At 46.2% G+C, this 15522-nt stretch carries 10 protein-coding genes and 1 tRNA gene; 8 read left to right on the top strand and 3 right to left on the bottom strand.

What is annotated here, in order from left to right; genetic code table 11:
- Positions 1–46: 46 nt before the first annotated feature.
- Positions 47–292, bottom strand: a complete 246-nt coding sequence (locus tag HUX74_RS10535; RefSeq protein ID WP_005650576.1) for a hypothetical protein — start codon at positions 290–292, stop codon at positions 47–49.
- 362 nt (positions 293–654) lie between these two features.
- On the opposite strand from HUX74_RS10535, the gene HUX74_RS10530 reads away from it, so the two are divergent.
- On the top strand, positions 655–1074 hold the full coding sequence (locus tag HUX74_RS10530) for a hypothetical protein (RefSeq protein ID WP_008642475.1): 420 nt from the start codon (positions 655–657) through the stop codon (positions 1072–1074).
- 508 nt (positions 1075–1582) lie between these two features.
- Here the strand turns inward: HUX74_RS10530 and HUX74_RS10525 are convergent.
- Together HUX74_RS10525 and HUX74_RS10520 are read right to left on the bottom strand one after the other, a co-directional pair.
- Positions 1583–2905 (bottom strand): phage integrase SAM-like domain-containing protein, encoded by a 1323-nt coding sequence (locus HUX74_RS10525; protein ID WP_008642473.1) that lies wholly within the window; start codon positions 2903–2905, stop codon positions 1583–1585.
- Between the two features lie 106 nt (positions 2906–3011).
- Positions 3012–3083 (bottom strand) — tRNA-Arg (locus HUX74_RS10520).
- A gap of 292 nt (positions 3084–3375) precedes the next feature.
- Here HUX74_RS10520 and HUX74_RS10515 point away from each other — a divergent pair.
- From HUX74_RS10515 to HUX74_RS10485, 7 genes are all read left to right on the top strand, one after another.
- Positions 3376–5223, top strand: coding sequence for a 2-oxoacid:acceptor oxidoreductase subunit alpha (locus tag HUX74_RS10515; protein ID WP_131225596.1), 1848 nt, complete (start codon positions 3376–3378; stop codon positions 5221–5223).
- A 92-nt stretch (positions 5224–5315) separates the two neighbouring features.
- Positions 5316–6320, top strand: a complete 1005-nt coding sequence (locus HUX74_RS10510; RefSeq protein ID WP_131225597.1) for a 2-oxoacid:ferredoxin oxidoreductase subunit beta — start codon at positions 5316–5318, stop codon at positions 6318–6320.
- Positions 6321–6969: 649 nt separating this feature from the next.
- Complete coding sequence (locus HUX74_RS10505; protein WP_370528672.1) at positions 6970–10350, top strand: SusC/RagA family TonB-linked outer membrane protein; 3381 nt, start codon at positions 6970–6972, stop codon at positions 10348–10350.
- A gap of 31 nt (positions 10351–10381) precedes the next feature.
- On the top strand, positions 10382–12064 hold the full coding sequence (locus HUX74_RS10500) for a SusD/RagB family nutrient-binding outer membrane lipoprotein (protein ID WP_174646625.1): 1683 nt from the start codon (positions 10382–10384) through the stop codon (positions 12062–12064).
- Positions 12065–12365: 301 nt separating this feature from the next.
- On the top strand, positions 12366–13874 hold the full coding sequence (locus HUX74_RS10495) for an amino acid adenylation domain-containing protein (RefSeq protein WP_138346263.1): 1509 nt from the start codon (positions 12366–12368) through the stop codon (positions 13872–13874).
- Between the two features lie 8 nt (positions 13875–13882).
- Complete coding sequence (locus tag HUX74_RS10490; RefSeq protein WP_005830717.1) at positions 13883–14125, top strand: acyl carrier protein; 243 nt, start codon at positions 13883–13885, stop codon at positions 14123–14125.
- 3 nt (positions 14126–14128) lie between these two features.
- Positions 14129–15517: an MBOAT family protein gene (locus HUX74_RS10485; protein WP_174646624.1), complete on the top strand. Its 1389-nt coding sequence runs from the start codon at positions 14129–14131 to the stop codon at positions 15515–15517.
- Positions 15518–15522 lie beyond the last annotated feature (5 nt).

The raw sequence follows: 15522 nt of genomic DNA, 5'->3' as shown, positions 1-15522 counted from the left end.
TATTACTGAGCATATAGAGAAAAACATAATCATAAAATCCATATTTCTATCTTTTTAAAATGTTATAACCTATAGAAGCAAATATATATGTCAGTAGCATTCCTGTTGCGAGCAACACCCCTTGTTTTATCTGAGGCTCATCAATTATCAGCGAAACGCCCCCAACTAAAGCCATAGCCGTAAATACAAGTTTAGCCAAGTCGTAGAAGAATTTTCCAAGCGTTTCCCTACTTGTTCTTTCTTTCTCCTTGACCTCTTTCTTAGCTTCTTGTTGTACGCTCCAATTACCCATATAAACTACTATTTTCTACAAAGGTACAAAATCCCCGCTTATTTGGAAACAAAAACCTATATATTTTTGATACGTCATTATAAATATAACACTGCAAGACTATTTTTATAACAAATAATACACTATATTTGCTGCTGAATTAAAATATCACTAAATAGCATTGGCTATTGTTGTAGGGATTAAGAAAACGACCAAATTTCAGAAACAGCCCTCAGACAATTTGCTAATGCCTGCGCTTTGCGTGGGCATTACTCTTGTATGGGCTGTTAGGTGCTTGGTCGTACCTCTTAATCCTCGGAGTAATCCCACGCTTTCGTGTGTATTACAGTAGCTTGCTAAGTACAACCGTTAAATACACACTTATGAAAACTTTGCTAATGCTTTGCCTGATAGCTTTGATAACAGGATGTAATAGCGACACTCCGCAACGTAAAGCTGAGAAACTAATAAATAGGTATTTGGAGAATAATTTAAAAGACCCTGATAGTTATGAGTGTATGGATATGGGGAAAATAGGAATAGTCACACCTATGTCTAAAGCATTAGTGGAAACCGTTAAAAGAGCAACGGATGGAGAGTTCCCAACAGATAGCATTAACTCAAAATTAGAACAAATCAAAGCTATGTTTGAAAACAAGGGTATAAATCCATACGATACTTTAGCTTGGGAGATTTCCCATAGATATAGAGCCAAAAACTCCTATGGGGGATATGCAATTACTAATTGCACTTATCATTTCAACAAAGATATATCGGACATAATTAGCGTAGAAACAAAATAGAATCTACCAAAGTAAAATTACGGCACTTCCATAAGTGCCTTTTTTTGTTCTTCCCCCACACCCCTATTTCATATATTTACTCTTAATTAACTATATAATATTATATATTAGTATATATTATCCCTTATAACTTGCATAAAATTTTGCCTAAGCAAAAATAGGCTTGTAAATCACTGAACTATAACAGCTTACAAATTTTGCTTAGGCAAACGAAAAAAGGCTATATTTTTGCTTAGGCAAAATAACGCTTATAACACACTGTATTTCAATCATTTGCAAATTTTGCTTAGGCAAAACGCTATTTTTAGGCTTAAAAATAACTATTTATTTGATTATCAGAATATTACAATTTTTGCTTAGGCAAAATCATTTTGCTTAGGCAATTTGCTTAGGCAAAATCTGCAACTATCTGATTATCAGAGATAATACAGATTTAGAGGATAGATAAACACCTATTAAAATTTTGCCTAAGCAAAAATAGGCTTGTAAATCACTGAACTATAACAGCTTACAAATTTTGCTTAGGCAAAACACGCTTATTTTTGGGTATATACTTCTTTTCTGTTACATCATCCAAAGATAGCTTGACATAATCCAATACCTTACGGTTGGCAGCATCTATGCTGTCCCACGATTTCGCAATATAAATATCCGTCACTCTCATATTTTCGTCCACGTGGTTAAGAGCTGTGTGAACGGTGTATTTATCTACTCCGGCTTCATTGCTTGCAATGGTTGCCCATGTATGGCGTGCTGCGTAAAACTCCAAATCATCTATTCCCAAATCATCACCAATCTTTTTCAAACCCTTGTTAATTGCAGCCGTAAAGCTATCCACGCTTGAATACAGCTTGTAGAAATTAAAGACCCTTTGCCCGGTATGGTCTTTATATTTTTTCATAAGGGCTTTTAGTTCAGGCTCTATCCTCACAGATATTTCCGCTTTGTCGGCTCTCCGATTCTTTGTTTTTGTCCGTTGGTATGTAATTCGTCCTTTCTTCAAATCCGTACAAGTGTACAAATCTACCGCATTCATTCCGATTAAGCAGAAACTCAAAAGAAAGACATCCTTTGCGAGATTGTACCTGTTTGTCCCCGGTTGCATAATCAAAGAATAAGGCAGCTCCGAAAATTTACGAAGTAAATCCGTAGAAATAGCCCTTTTTCTTGTAACTGGAACTTTGGGAATTTCCACCCTCTTAAAAGGAGAATAGGGAATGCGTATCAGCCCGGCATCCTCATCGTTAAACTCTTTCTTTGCTCGGTTGTGTATGGCTCTTAGCTGGGATATATATAGGCTCTGTGCCCTTTCTCCGTGATTGGCTTCGGGTTTGGAACGTGCCGGATTCTCTTTTATCCACTTTATCCAATCATTGACAAACTTAACCGTGATTTCTTTTATGCTCACGCTATCCCTGCCAACAAAGCGTACAAGGTTGTTAATAGCTACTTGGTAAGAAAGCGCATTGCCTGTATGCCCGGTTTCCTTTAAGTGCAATATGTATTGACGGGCATAAGCCACTATATCCAAATCGAAGTGTTCCCCATTGTCGTTAGTGATTGCATCTACCACCTGCTCAACGGTCATGGATTTAAGCCGTTCCCCCATGCGGTCACAAATGGAACGGTATTTCTTTATCATATCATCGGTGGCATCTATGTACTTTTGGTTTTTCAATTTGAAAGTCGTGCGTGTCAAATCATCCTTTGTCACGTAGTAAGTGGTCGGGATGTACTTTTTCCTCTTTTGGTGTATAACCCTTATCTTTATATTATATGTGCCGTCAGCCCTTTTTTGGTGAGCGTACACCTCTGCTTTGAATGTAGCCATAATCTTTGTAGAACTATAGTAGAACTTTTATCCGCAAATATACCTATTTTTTGCTGTAAATGCTGTAAAAAAGAAGTCCACCCCGTAATGGAATGGACTTGAAAAGTAGCTCCGAGGGGAATCGAACCCCTATCTAAAATTTAGGAAATTCTTGTTCTATCCGTTGAACTACAGAGCCTTATGTAATAATTATCGTTATAACTTCCTTTTCTTATTTACTATAAATCTAAATTTTACTACCTTTGCATTGTTTGGAAGAACATACGTTTAGGAAACTTCTATTCTATCCGTTGAACTACAAGACCTTTTGCATAGATTCTGCATATTGCAGTAGATTGCGAATGCAAAGATAATGTATTCTGTCGATTTTCCGAAAAAAGTTTTGTTAATCCGATTAACTTTACGAAATTTGTCGGTCAGTGATAGAATACAGTAACCCCCAAAAATTAATCTATAGTAATTCGTAAGTTATGGCAAACGACATGATGGTCAAAGAACTGGAGCAAGTGGTAGTCCGCTTCTCCGGAGACTCCGGCGATGGTATGCAGCTCGCCGGCAACATCTTTTCAACAGTTTCGGCTACCGTGGGCAATGATATCAGTACATTCCCCGACTATCCGGCAGATATCCGCGCCCCGCAAGGTTCACTTACCGGTGTTTCCGGTTTCCAAGTACATATCGGTGCTGAGAAAGTCTATACCCCGGGTGACAAATGCGACGTATTGGTAGCGATGAACGCCGCCGCACTGAAAACCCAATATAAGTTTGCTAAATCCACTGCTTGTATCATTATCGATACAGACGCTTTTCAGAAATCAGACCTGGAAAAGGCGGCTTTCAAGACCGATAATCCGATAGAGGAAATGGGTATTAAGCAGGATGTCATCGCCGCCCCCATCTCAAAGATGGTGAAAGACTGCCTTGCCGACACCGGAATGGACAACAAATCCATGCTGAAATGCCGCAACATGTTTGCAGTAGGTCTGGTATGTTGGCTGTTCAACCGCGACCTAAAGATAGCCGAAGATTTCATCCGCGAGAAATTCGCCAAAAAGCCCGAAATTGCCGAGGCAAACATCAAGGTTATACATGCAGGATATGATTACGGACACAACACCCATGCTTCCGTAGCCCACACATATAAGATTGAAAGTAAAACCACCGTTCCCGGCAGATACATGGATATCACGGGTAACAAAGCTACTGCTTACGGCTTCATCGCCGCAGCTGAAAAGGCTGGCCTGAAGCTGTTCCTCGGCTCCTATCCCATTACTCCGGCAACCGATGTACTGCACGAACTCTCTAAGCACAAGTCTCTGGGCGTGATGACCGTGCAGTGTGAAGACGAAATTTCCGGTTGCGCCACTTCTATCGGCGCCGCTTTTGCAGGCGCGCTGGCTGTGACCTCCACTTCAGGTCCCGGTGTCTGTCTGAAATCGGAAGCCATGAACCTGGCAGTCATTACAGAACTTCCGCTGGTTGTGCTCGACGTGCAACGTGGCGGCCCTTCTACCGGTCTGCCCACCAAGTCAGAGCAGACAGACTTGTTACAAGCACTGTTCGGCCGCAACGGTGAAAGCCCAATGCCCGTCATCGCTGCCTCTTCACCCACAAACTGTTTCGATGCAGCCTACATGGCAAGCAAGATTGCATTGGAACACATGACTCCGGTCGTATTGCTGACCGACGGCTTTGTTGCCAATGGTTCCGGCGCCTGGAAGCTGCCCAAACTGGCAGACTATCCCGCCATCACTCCTCCCTATGTGACTCCCGAAATGAAGGACAACTATACTCCGTACAAACGCAATCCTGAAACGGGTGTCCGCTACTGGGCCATCCCTGGACAAGAAGGCTATATGCACATCCTCGGAGGTCTGGAGAAAGACAGCAATACCGGTGCCATCTCCACCGATCCCGAAAACCATAACTTGATGTGCCACCTACGTGCCGAGAAGGTGGCCAAAATCCCCGTACCTGATGTAGAAGTGCAAGGCTGTGCAGACGATGCCGATTTGCTGATTGTCGGTTTCGGCGGTACATACGGCCACTTGTATTCGGCCATGGAAGAGATGAAGAAGGCAGGCAAGAAGGTTGCCCTCGCCCACTTCACTTATCTAAACCCACTCCCCAAGAACACGGAGGCTGTTCTGAAGAAGTACAAGAAGGTGGTAGTTGCCGAACAAAACCTCGGACAATTTGCCGGTTATCTACGTATGAAGATAGACAACTTCACCCCGTACCAGTTCAACGAAGTCAAAGGACAGCCGTTCGTCGTTGCCGAGCTGGTGGCAGCGTTCAATAAATTAATTGACAATTGACTGTTAACTATTGATAATAACCATGCGTAATATGCGGATTATCAATGACCAACCACCAATTATCAATTATCAACTATCAATTTAAAAAGATTATGTGCGAATATACAGCAAAAGACTATAAAAAAGGACAACCTCGTTGGTGTCCGGGTTGTGGTGACCACTTCTTTCTGGCCTCACTGCACAAAGCAATGGCAGAAATCGGCAAAGCTCCTTGGGAGAATGCCGTCATCTCAGGTATCGGCTGCTCCAGCCGTCTGCCCTATTATATGAATACGTATGCGATGCAGACCATCCACGGACGTGCTGCTGCCATCTCTACAGGTGCCAAGGTTGCCAATCCCAACCTGACGGTATGGCAAATCTCCGGCGACGGTGACGGTCTGGCCATCGGCGGTAATCACTTCATCCACGCCGTACGCCGTAATATCGACCTAAACATGATTCTGCTGAACAACCGCATCTACGGTCTGACCAAAGGTCAATATTCCCCGACCTCTCCGCGTGGTTTCGTCAGCAAGTCGTCTCCCTACGGTACGGTAGAAGATCCATTCCACCCGGCAGAGCTTTGTTTCGGTGCCCGTGGCCGTTTCTTTGCCCGCGCGGTAGCTACCGATGCTCCGGGGACAGTGGAAATATTGAAGGCAGCCATGGCTCACAAAGGGGCTTCCGTTTGCGAGATTCTGCAAAACTGCGTTATCTTCAATAACGGTACGCATGACTCCGTAGCCAAAAAGGAAGACCGCTCCAAGAATGCCATCTACCTGAAACATGGCGAACCGATGTTCTTCGGCGAGAACAACGAATACGGCCTGATGCAGGAAGGCTTTGGTCTGAAAGTCGTGAAACTCGGTGAGAACGGCATTACAGAGAAGGATATCCTCATCCACGATGCCCACTGCATGGACAACACCCTGCAACTAAAGCTTGCCCTAATGGAAGGTCCCGACTTCCCGATTGCACTCGGTGTTATCCGCGATGTGGAAGCTCCTACTTACGACGATGCCGTTCATGAACAAATCGAAGAGGTGTCTGCCAAGAAGAAGTATCACAACTTCGAGGAGTTATTGATGACGAACGATACGTGGGAAGTAAAATAAACCACTAAGATTTTTGCATAAGTTGCTTCCACACTTCCACTCATCTGCCGAAATTTCTTATCCAACGGCATTTCAGATGCTGTGGAAGCAACTCAAAAGTATGGAAGCGCATTTTGCTTCCACACTTTTGAGTTGCAATATTAATAGCTTGTATCATTTCTTATTAATATTATGTTTGCACGAAACAAATAAGGTGCAAACATGATATTAATTTCCCAAAAGTAAGAGTACCTACCTATCCTTTCTCTCACAAACCGCAGGCTGATGGTTCCTTCGTTCGAGTAATCCTTCCCAGATAAAGGTCAAAAGCACTCCCACCCTGAAAAGAAAATGCAACCACTGCAACTGCACCAGATTTTATTACAGCGATAGAACATACCTCCGACGAACAAGGCTACCAATAAGGGCCGACAACAAGACTTCAAGGGAAGAGAGGGAAATTGTGGAATACCTACTGTGGATTTTTTCCACATCTCCACACCACAAACACCCGAACTTCCCTTTTCCCAATTAAAAATAAACGATTGATTATCAACATTATTCATCCTTGAAAGGATAGCTTGCCTTTCGTTTGGCATATCTCTTGCTAAAATATCCGCCGAAAGGACGTAATATTTATAATAAGATAAATCAATTATTTTTCAGTAGTATGAAAATCAGGATGAGAAAACGGTGTGACATTCCACATTCAGTGTCGCACTTCCAAAAAAGTTTGATTATTGCAAGTTGGTTATTAGCATTTCTTTTCACCGGAACAGCCTTCGCACAAGAAAACCGAACCATTAAAGGCATTGTGAGAGATGTAACAGGAGAACCGCTTATCGGTGCCAGCGTCATACAGAAAGGTACCAACAACGGCGTCATTACCGATGTGGACGGCAACTTCACACTGACCGTTCCTGCAGATGCAACACTCTCTATCGCTTACATGGGCTATGCCACCCGGGAGATAAACCTGGCAAAACGAAAAAAGCAAGGCGACCTGAAGATTACACTCAGCGAAGATACCCAGCAACTGAAAGAAGTCGTAGTAACGGCAATGGGTATCAAAAAAGATACGAAACGTGTCGGTTATGCCATCAGTACCATCAGTGCAGACGAATTGGTAAAGGCAGGAGCACCCAATTTTGCCTCTGCCATGTACGGTAAAGCACCGGGAGTCCGCATTACACAAACACAGGGCGGTTCTGCCGGAGCTGTCTCCATCAACGTACGCGGCCTGACCTCTATCACTGGAAATAACCAGCCACTCATCATTCTGGACGGGGTACCCATCCGCAACGGCGGCACGGGCAAAAGCACGGACTTCGCTGAATTTGGCAACGACGGACAAATCCGTTCCAATGGTCTGGTAGACATCAACCCAGAGGACATCGAGAGCCTCAGTATTCTGAAAGGAGCTTCCGCCACAGCTCTCTACGGCTCGGAGGCTGCAAACGGTGCGGTAGTCATCACCAGCAAACGCGCCAAAAGTGGCAAGCTGACGGTGGACTTCAATGCCCAAGTCATGGCAAACTTACCGGCTTATCTGCCAAAAGTACAGACCGTATACGGGCCGGGAACCTACAACACCGCATACAGCGATTATGAGAAACAGACGGGAGGCTTCTATCAGAGAACCCTAAACGGACAAAGCTACAAAAGCCTCCGTTCCACCACCTTGTCCTTCGGCCCGAAATACGACGGTAGCGAGGTACTTTACTGGGACGGGAAGATGCGCCCCTACCAGGCACTGACCGACAACCCGTGGAAAGAGTTGTTTCGCACCGGCTGGACCCAGACTTACAATCTCGCCATCTCACAAGGGACGGAAACCACCAGCAACCGCTTCTCCTACACATTCATGGACGAGATTCCCAATGCCTTGACCGGAAGCTTCACCAAACACAACTTCAAGCTGACCGGTTCGTATCAACTGGCGAAACCGCTGAAACTGGAATACTCCCTTAACTACATCGTACAGAATGTAGAAGACCGTCCGCAAACCTCGCTCAACCTATACAGCGGTTTCGGCAACATGTTCTCCACCTTCCTGGACATTCCCTATCTGAAACAAAGCTACGTCACCAGTCTGGGATACCGTAATACCTTTGTCGGAGGAAACGCCACGCTGACTCCTGAGGAATCATGGGCCTACGACCCCAGTTACGCCACCGGAGTGAACAACATGCTGTGGAATATGTACCATCACCATAGCGACGAGACAGAGAATCGGCTCATCGGTATGATTCGCCCCACCTGGCAGATAACCAACTGGCTGAGTCTGCGCGCCCAGGTTTCAACTGATATCACAGATGTGAAGCAAACACTGAAATATGAAAGCGAACAACCCAATTCCCTATACGACCCCAACGGTAGCTTCCAGTCCATCAACCGCCGTTACGACATTGTCTATGGAGATGTTATGTTGAACTTCAACTATAATATCAACCGCTTCGACATTGCCGCCACCGTAGGCTGGACCGGACGCTACGAAAATATGAACAATATGAGGGTCTCCACCAATGGCGGGCTTGTCACGGAAAACTGGTTCGACCTCAATGCCAGCCGCTACACGCCAAGCAGTACCCTGCAACGTATGGAACTACTGAAAACCGGCTATATGGGTACACTGAGCCTGGGATGGGACAACTATCTATTCCTTGAACTGACCGGACGCCAGGAACGCTCGTCTACCCTAAAAGACCAGAGCTTTTTCTATCCTTCCGCTAATCTGAGTTTCCTCTTCACCCAAGCCTTCCACATGCCGTCATGGTGGAACTATGGAAAACTGCGCCTCTCATACGGTATCGTAGGAAATGCTCCTGAAACCTATACCGCCAATATCGTCTACGAGCAAGGTTCAGACAACGGATTCACCTGGAACACCATTCCCTCTTCATGGGGGAATGCAGATATCCGTCCGGAAAAGAAGTACGAATACGAGATAGGTCTGGAAAGCAAGTTTTTAAACAACCGGTTGGGTATAGATATATCCTACTACAACAACCGTGTAAAGGACCAGATACTCTCCACGCCGCAACCTTCCACATCAGGCGTAAAGAATGTGTTGATGAATGTGGGCGAGGTAGCCAACCACGGCTGGGATATATCAATCAGTGCCACTCCCATACTGACCAGAGATTTCCGCTGGGACCTGACAGCCAACTATGGTGTATATAAGAACAAAGTAGTGAAACTGGCCGATGGAGTGCCCTATCTGGAAATACTCAACTCCGGAGGCAGCGGAATAAAAATACAAGCTGTGGAAGGCCAGCCAATGGGTGACATCTATGCACAGGTTCCCCAGGTGAACGAAAACGGTGAGTACCTCGTTTCCGATAAAGGTCTTTACCTCAACCAAACCGAATTGCAGAAAGTCGGCAACATCAATCCGGCAGGCGTAGGAGGTCTATTCAACTCTTTCTCCTACAAGAATGTATTCCTCGATTTCAGTATCGACTTCCGCATCGGAGGAGATGTCATCAACGAAATGAACCAATATGCCACCGCAGTGGGTCTGACACCCGAATCCCTGAAGTACCGTGATACGGAACACGGCGGACTATCCTATTACTATCCGGGCGACAACAATTCCAGCGGAATTCCGGTACAAGTAGACCCTTCCACGAGTGCCGGCCCCAACGGAGAGATAATCTACCACGACGGCATCATCCTTCCGGGTGTAGTGGCCTCCACTGGCGAAAGAAACACACGTATCATTCCGGCAGGCTATTACTACAACACCACCTATAATTGGGGAACGGAGGCCGAACAGCTGACATACCGCCATTCGGTATTCGACAATTCTTATGTCAAACTGCGTGAATTGACCATCGGCTACCAGTTTCCCGAAAAGATGATTTCCAAACTGGGACTGGGCCGGCTGAGTGTGTCGGTCTTCGGACGTAACCTTTTCTATTTCTACAAAGCACTGAAAAACTACGATGCGGAGTCGTCCGTCGGAACATCCTGGGCCAACCAGGCTACCGTGGGAAGTTCTACCACAGCTACCCGCAGTTTCGGTGTTTCACTTCGTGCAAGTTTCTGACAAAACAACCATCCAAAAAACAAAAAAGAGTATGAAAAAGACAAAGATATTATCTCTTGTTTCATTGGGAGCATTCCTCCTGACAACATTAGGCTGTACGGATTATGACTTCGACAGCAAATACGAAGACCCCTCCAAAGTAACCCAAGTCACCATCAGTAATCTGATGGTAGGAGTCTTCCAAAAAGTAAAGGACTATGATGTTTACGAATACAACCGGTTCTTCGGATTCGATTCACAGTTTACAGGCAAGTATGCACAAACCTTCGGCTACTCCAACACTACAGATATGTATACCCCCGGCTATATACCCGCCATTGACGGACAGTGGGACAATGTGTATTCGGCACTGGCCCAGTTCCGCAAGCTGGAATCTCTCTACAAAGAAGAAAGCGCGGCAGAGCAAGCACAGGATGAGGCATTCTATCTTGCCGCCAAAGTACAGCTGTACGATTTTTTCGCCGCCACAGTGGACATTTTCGGGGATATGCCTTTTTCGGAAGCTTGCACACTACCGCTTACCAACGATGTAGGTAAATCGTATGCTCACTATGACAAGGCCGAGAATATATATAAAACCATTCTTGACGAGCTCAAAGAAATTGCTCCGCGATTCCGCTCCATCCCCACACCGAGGAACTTCAATACACAAGACTTTATCAACAACGGGGACATGGACAAATGGGAACGTTATGCAAACTCCTTGCGACTGCGCCTTGCCATGCGCGTAGCCGCGCAAGGAGACTTGCAGACGGAAGGCCGTACCGCCATCAAGGAAATCCTGGAAAATCCGTCGGCCTATCCGTTGATAGAGGAACAAGAAAACAACATCCTCATTGTCAACCAGAAGTCTGGGCAACTGAACTTCACTGCAGGCCACGGACTGGGTGACTGGGTAACCAACCGACTCGCTTCGGGCGCCATCATCGACCGCATGCTGGGCCATGGCAACTACGATATGACCTGCAATGACCCACTGAGCGGCGTTTATGTGAAAGGAGAAGACGACCCGCGCATCCTACTCAACTTCAATCCCGTGAAGATTACCAACCAGAACACCGGTCAATTGGACGAACACCGTTATCTGGGCACAGACCTTACCGTGGCAGATGAGCTGACGGAATATTACAACTCGCAGGCACAAGACGAAGTCAATACCAGCAACACCGGTTTCTCACAAATCACGCAGAAAGGTTTCTTTTGGGAAAACGACAAATTCGACATGCTGATAATGGCCTCACCCGAAATCCATTTCCTGAAAGCGGAAGCCTATGAAATGGGGTATGGAGTGGCAAAGAATGAAGCAAAAGCGGAAGAAGAGTTCAAAAAGGCTGTCAGCCAGTCCATCACGCTTTACTACTATTACGACTCGGTAAGTACGGGTGAAAACGCACGCCGGTATAATGCCCCCACTGCCGAAGAAACAGCCTCTTTCGCTGCTGCCAAATGGAACAGCACGGAATATGCAGACAAGCTGGATGCTATCATTACCCAAAAGTGGCTGCATTTCGGTTTCCTGGCCAGTCGCGAGGCATGGAGTGACATCCGACGTACCGGCTATCCGTCCGGCCTGGTCTTCCCCGAAGTAGCCGGTACCATCACAAATGTGCCGAACCGCTGGAGATACCCGAATACGGAAGTCAACTACAATCCCTACTATAAAGAGGTGTTGGCCGAAGACACTTACTACCACAAACTGTTCTGGGCAAAATAAGGACTTTGTTTGCAAACCCATTTTGCCCGAAGAGTATATCATACTCACCACAGAATAACACAGATTAACACAGATTGCCTTAGGAGTTCTGATAATAAAGAGTTTTTAGCAGTGTTAATCCGTGCTATCCTGTGGTGAGTATGTATTTGCCCCCTCTGTTTCTTTTATTCCGAACAGTATCCCTCCTTTTTTAGAAATCTTAAGGATTTCCCGGTAGGGAGATTGCGGGAAACCACTGTCTTTAATAAACGACGGACAAACATCGCTTCCGCAAAAACTGAACTATAACATAACGGACTAAATGAAAAAATATCCAAATGACTTGATTGGCGACATCATGAAAGCCTTCGGCAAATATGCCGACCGACCAGCATTCGTCATCGAAGACACGGCCTGCACTTATGGAGAGCTGGCAACTTGCGTACAGAAAATATCCTCCCTATTCAAGGACAGAGAAGACAAAATTATCGGCATCGTCGCAGAAAACAGACTGGAAACATACGCATCCATACTATCTGCACTGATTTGCGGAAAGACATACGTCATCCTCCATCCTTCCTACCCCAAACATAGGAACGACAGAATTGCCGACTCGGCAGGCATTCGCCTCGTGCTGCATACCGAGAATATCCATATCTTGAACCTCGACACCCGGAATCTGGAACTGATATGTACCTCCGAAATAGAGCAGGCAGAGAACTCCGCCACGTTCCATGCCGCAGAAGACATCCTCCATACGGCAGAAGAGGAAAATGCCTACATCATCTTTACCTCTGGAAGCACGGGCGAACCCAAAGGAGTACCCATCTCCCGCCGTAACCTAAATGCTTTCTATACCGCCTACCACCGCCTCGACTGGCAACTGGACGAAAACGACCGGATGCTGCAGATGTTCGAACTCACTTTCGACGTTTCCATCGTATCCTTTCTATATCCGCTGACGCTGGGTGCTTGCATATACACCGTTTCTCCGGAAGGCGTGAAATACATCAACGTAATTGAAACTCTGGAAAAATACGACCTGACCTTCGCTGCCGTGGCCCCTTCACTGCTCCAGCTGCTACGTCCCTATTTTCCGGAGATACACCTCCCCGCACTTAGATATCTAGTGGTTACTGCCGAGGCTTCTGACGCGGAGCTGTTGGATGCTTTCAGAAAATGTGTCCCCAATGCCTCTTTCATAAACCTATACGGACCGACAGAGGGAACCATCTACTGCACTGCCTACCGGATACCCGTCACCTCCTGCAAGCATCACAACGGCATGACCGCTATCGGAAGGCCTTTCGAAGGCATCGATGCCCTAATTATGGATAACGACGGTCGCCCGCTGCCTACCGGAGAAACCGGCGAACTATGGATTAGCGGCAATCAAGTGATGGGTGGATACTGGAATGCTCCCGAAAAAAACGGGGAATGCCTCGTAGAGACCGCCAATGGAAAAGTATACTACAAGACGGGAGACCTCTGCCGGATGGATGCCGACGGTGACATCATCTATTGCGGACGAAAAGACTCACAGATAAAGATACAAGGATTTCGCATCGAGCTGAGCGAGATTGAACATGTGGCAAAAAACTTTTTCAACGGTGAATGCCGTGTAGTCGTCATTCCCAAATACGACAACGGCAATCAGTGCGAACTACATCTCGTCGTAGAGAAGAAACAGCTCGACAAACAGCAGATGGAGGAATATCTGTATAGCAGGCTTCCCTACTACATGATTCCCAAGCATATGCATTGCCTGGAACAGTTTCCGCTGAACACCAGTAGCAAAACAGACAGAAAGAAAATACAAGAACTAATTTAAACTTGACAATGGATACACAGACTATTTTGAATGAAATGAGCCTCATCTTTCGGGAGGTACTGAAAAGAGAGAACATTGTACTTGACAATGAGACCACCGCCCAGGATGTGGAAGGATGGGATTCACTGACCAACATGCAACTGATAAACAAGATAGAGAAGAAATTCAATGTACGCTTCACCTTCAGAGATATTGTAAAACTCAAAAACGTGGGAGACATCTGCCATGCCATTTTAACCAAAACCAACTAGGAAATGTCATTCATATCCCTGAACTTCGTCGTACTGTTTGCGTGTACTTTCATTCTATACCATACGCTTCCTTCACGATTCAGAAAAGCGACCTTACTGACAGCCAGCTGCCTCTTCATAGGCTTCTACCACCTCACTTTTCTGATAACGGCCCTCATCCTCACGCTTACCACCTTCTACCTTGGCAAATGGATAGGACAGACCAAGCGGGAAAGCAGCATGAAGGGAATTTATTTTTCAGGTGTGTGTTTTCTGGTCGTGAGCTGGTTGGCATTCCGGTATGCCGACCGGCTTACAGACTGCCACATCCTTTTTCCGCTGGGAATCTCTTTCTATACTTTCCAGGCCATTTCGTACCTGACAGAAATCTATTGGCAAGAAGAAGAACCGGAAAAGAGCCTGCCCGACTTCATGATATACATGCTCTTCTTCATGAAGTTCCTTTCCGGTCCCATAGAAAGGGCAGGTGACATGCTCCCCCAACTGAAGTCCTGCAAAGCTACGGACTATGCATCCATGGTCTACGGAATGAGACTGATTGTCGTGGGACTGATAAAGAAACTGATACTGGCCGACTCCATCGCCCCATACATAGACGGTGTCTTCGGGTCGGTATACACAGCCTCAGGCGTGCAATTGCTGATGGCATGCCTCCTATATCCGATAGAGCTGTATGCCGACTTCTCCGGATATACCGACATCGCATTGGGAGGAGCGCGCATGCTGGGATTCAAGCTCAGCCCAAACTTCAACCGGCCGTTCATTGCGCAGACCACTGCCGACTTCTGGCGCCGATGGCACATGTCGCTTTCATTCTGGGTACGCGACTATCTGTACCTCCCGTTGTCCTCGAGCCTGCGTGGATGGGGACAATGGGGCGTATTTCTAAGTCTGGCGCTGACCTTCACGGGACTGGGTATCTGGCATGGTGCCGGATGGAACTTTGCTGTCTACGGACTAATTCAAGGTGTCATCATCTTCTACGAGATGAAGACCACGACATTTCACCGCAGACTGAAAGCCCAATTGGGGAGCCGCTTATATGCCACACTATCCGTCGTAAGGACCTACCTGCTTTTTGCCGTCTCTCTGATATTCTTCCGGGCGGGCTCCATGGCCGAAGCGTTCCACTACATCAGCCACCTCTCCTTCGATGTGCATTACAGCTGGAAGGAAATGAACATCGGAATGCCGGACCACAACAGCATTGTGGCAGGAAGCGCACTCGTACTGATATTGGTTTACGAATATTTCATGTCCAAGCATGATTTGCTGGAAGCCTTCGGACGACAGCCGGCAGCTGTAAGATGGAGTATCTATTATCTGCTCGCCATAATACTCTTCACACTGGGACAGTTCAACTCGGACAGCTTCATATATTTACAATTTTGACAATA

The sequence above is a fragment of the Bacteroides sp. Marseille-P8574 genome (genome assembly GCF_902825465.1).
GTDB classification, from domain to species: Bacteria; Bacteroidota; Bacteroidia; order Bacteroidales; family Bacteroidaceae; genus Bacteroides; species Bacteroides uniformis.
Note: the sequence above shows the minus strand (reverse complement) of the source record. Positions and strands in the feature narration are given on the sequence as shown.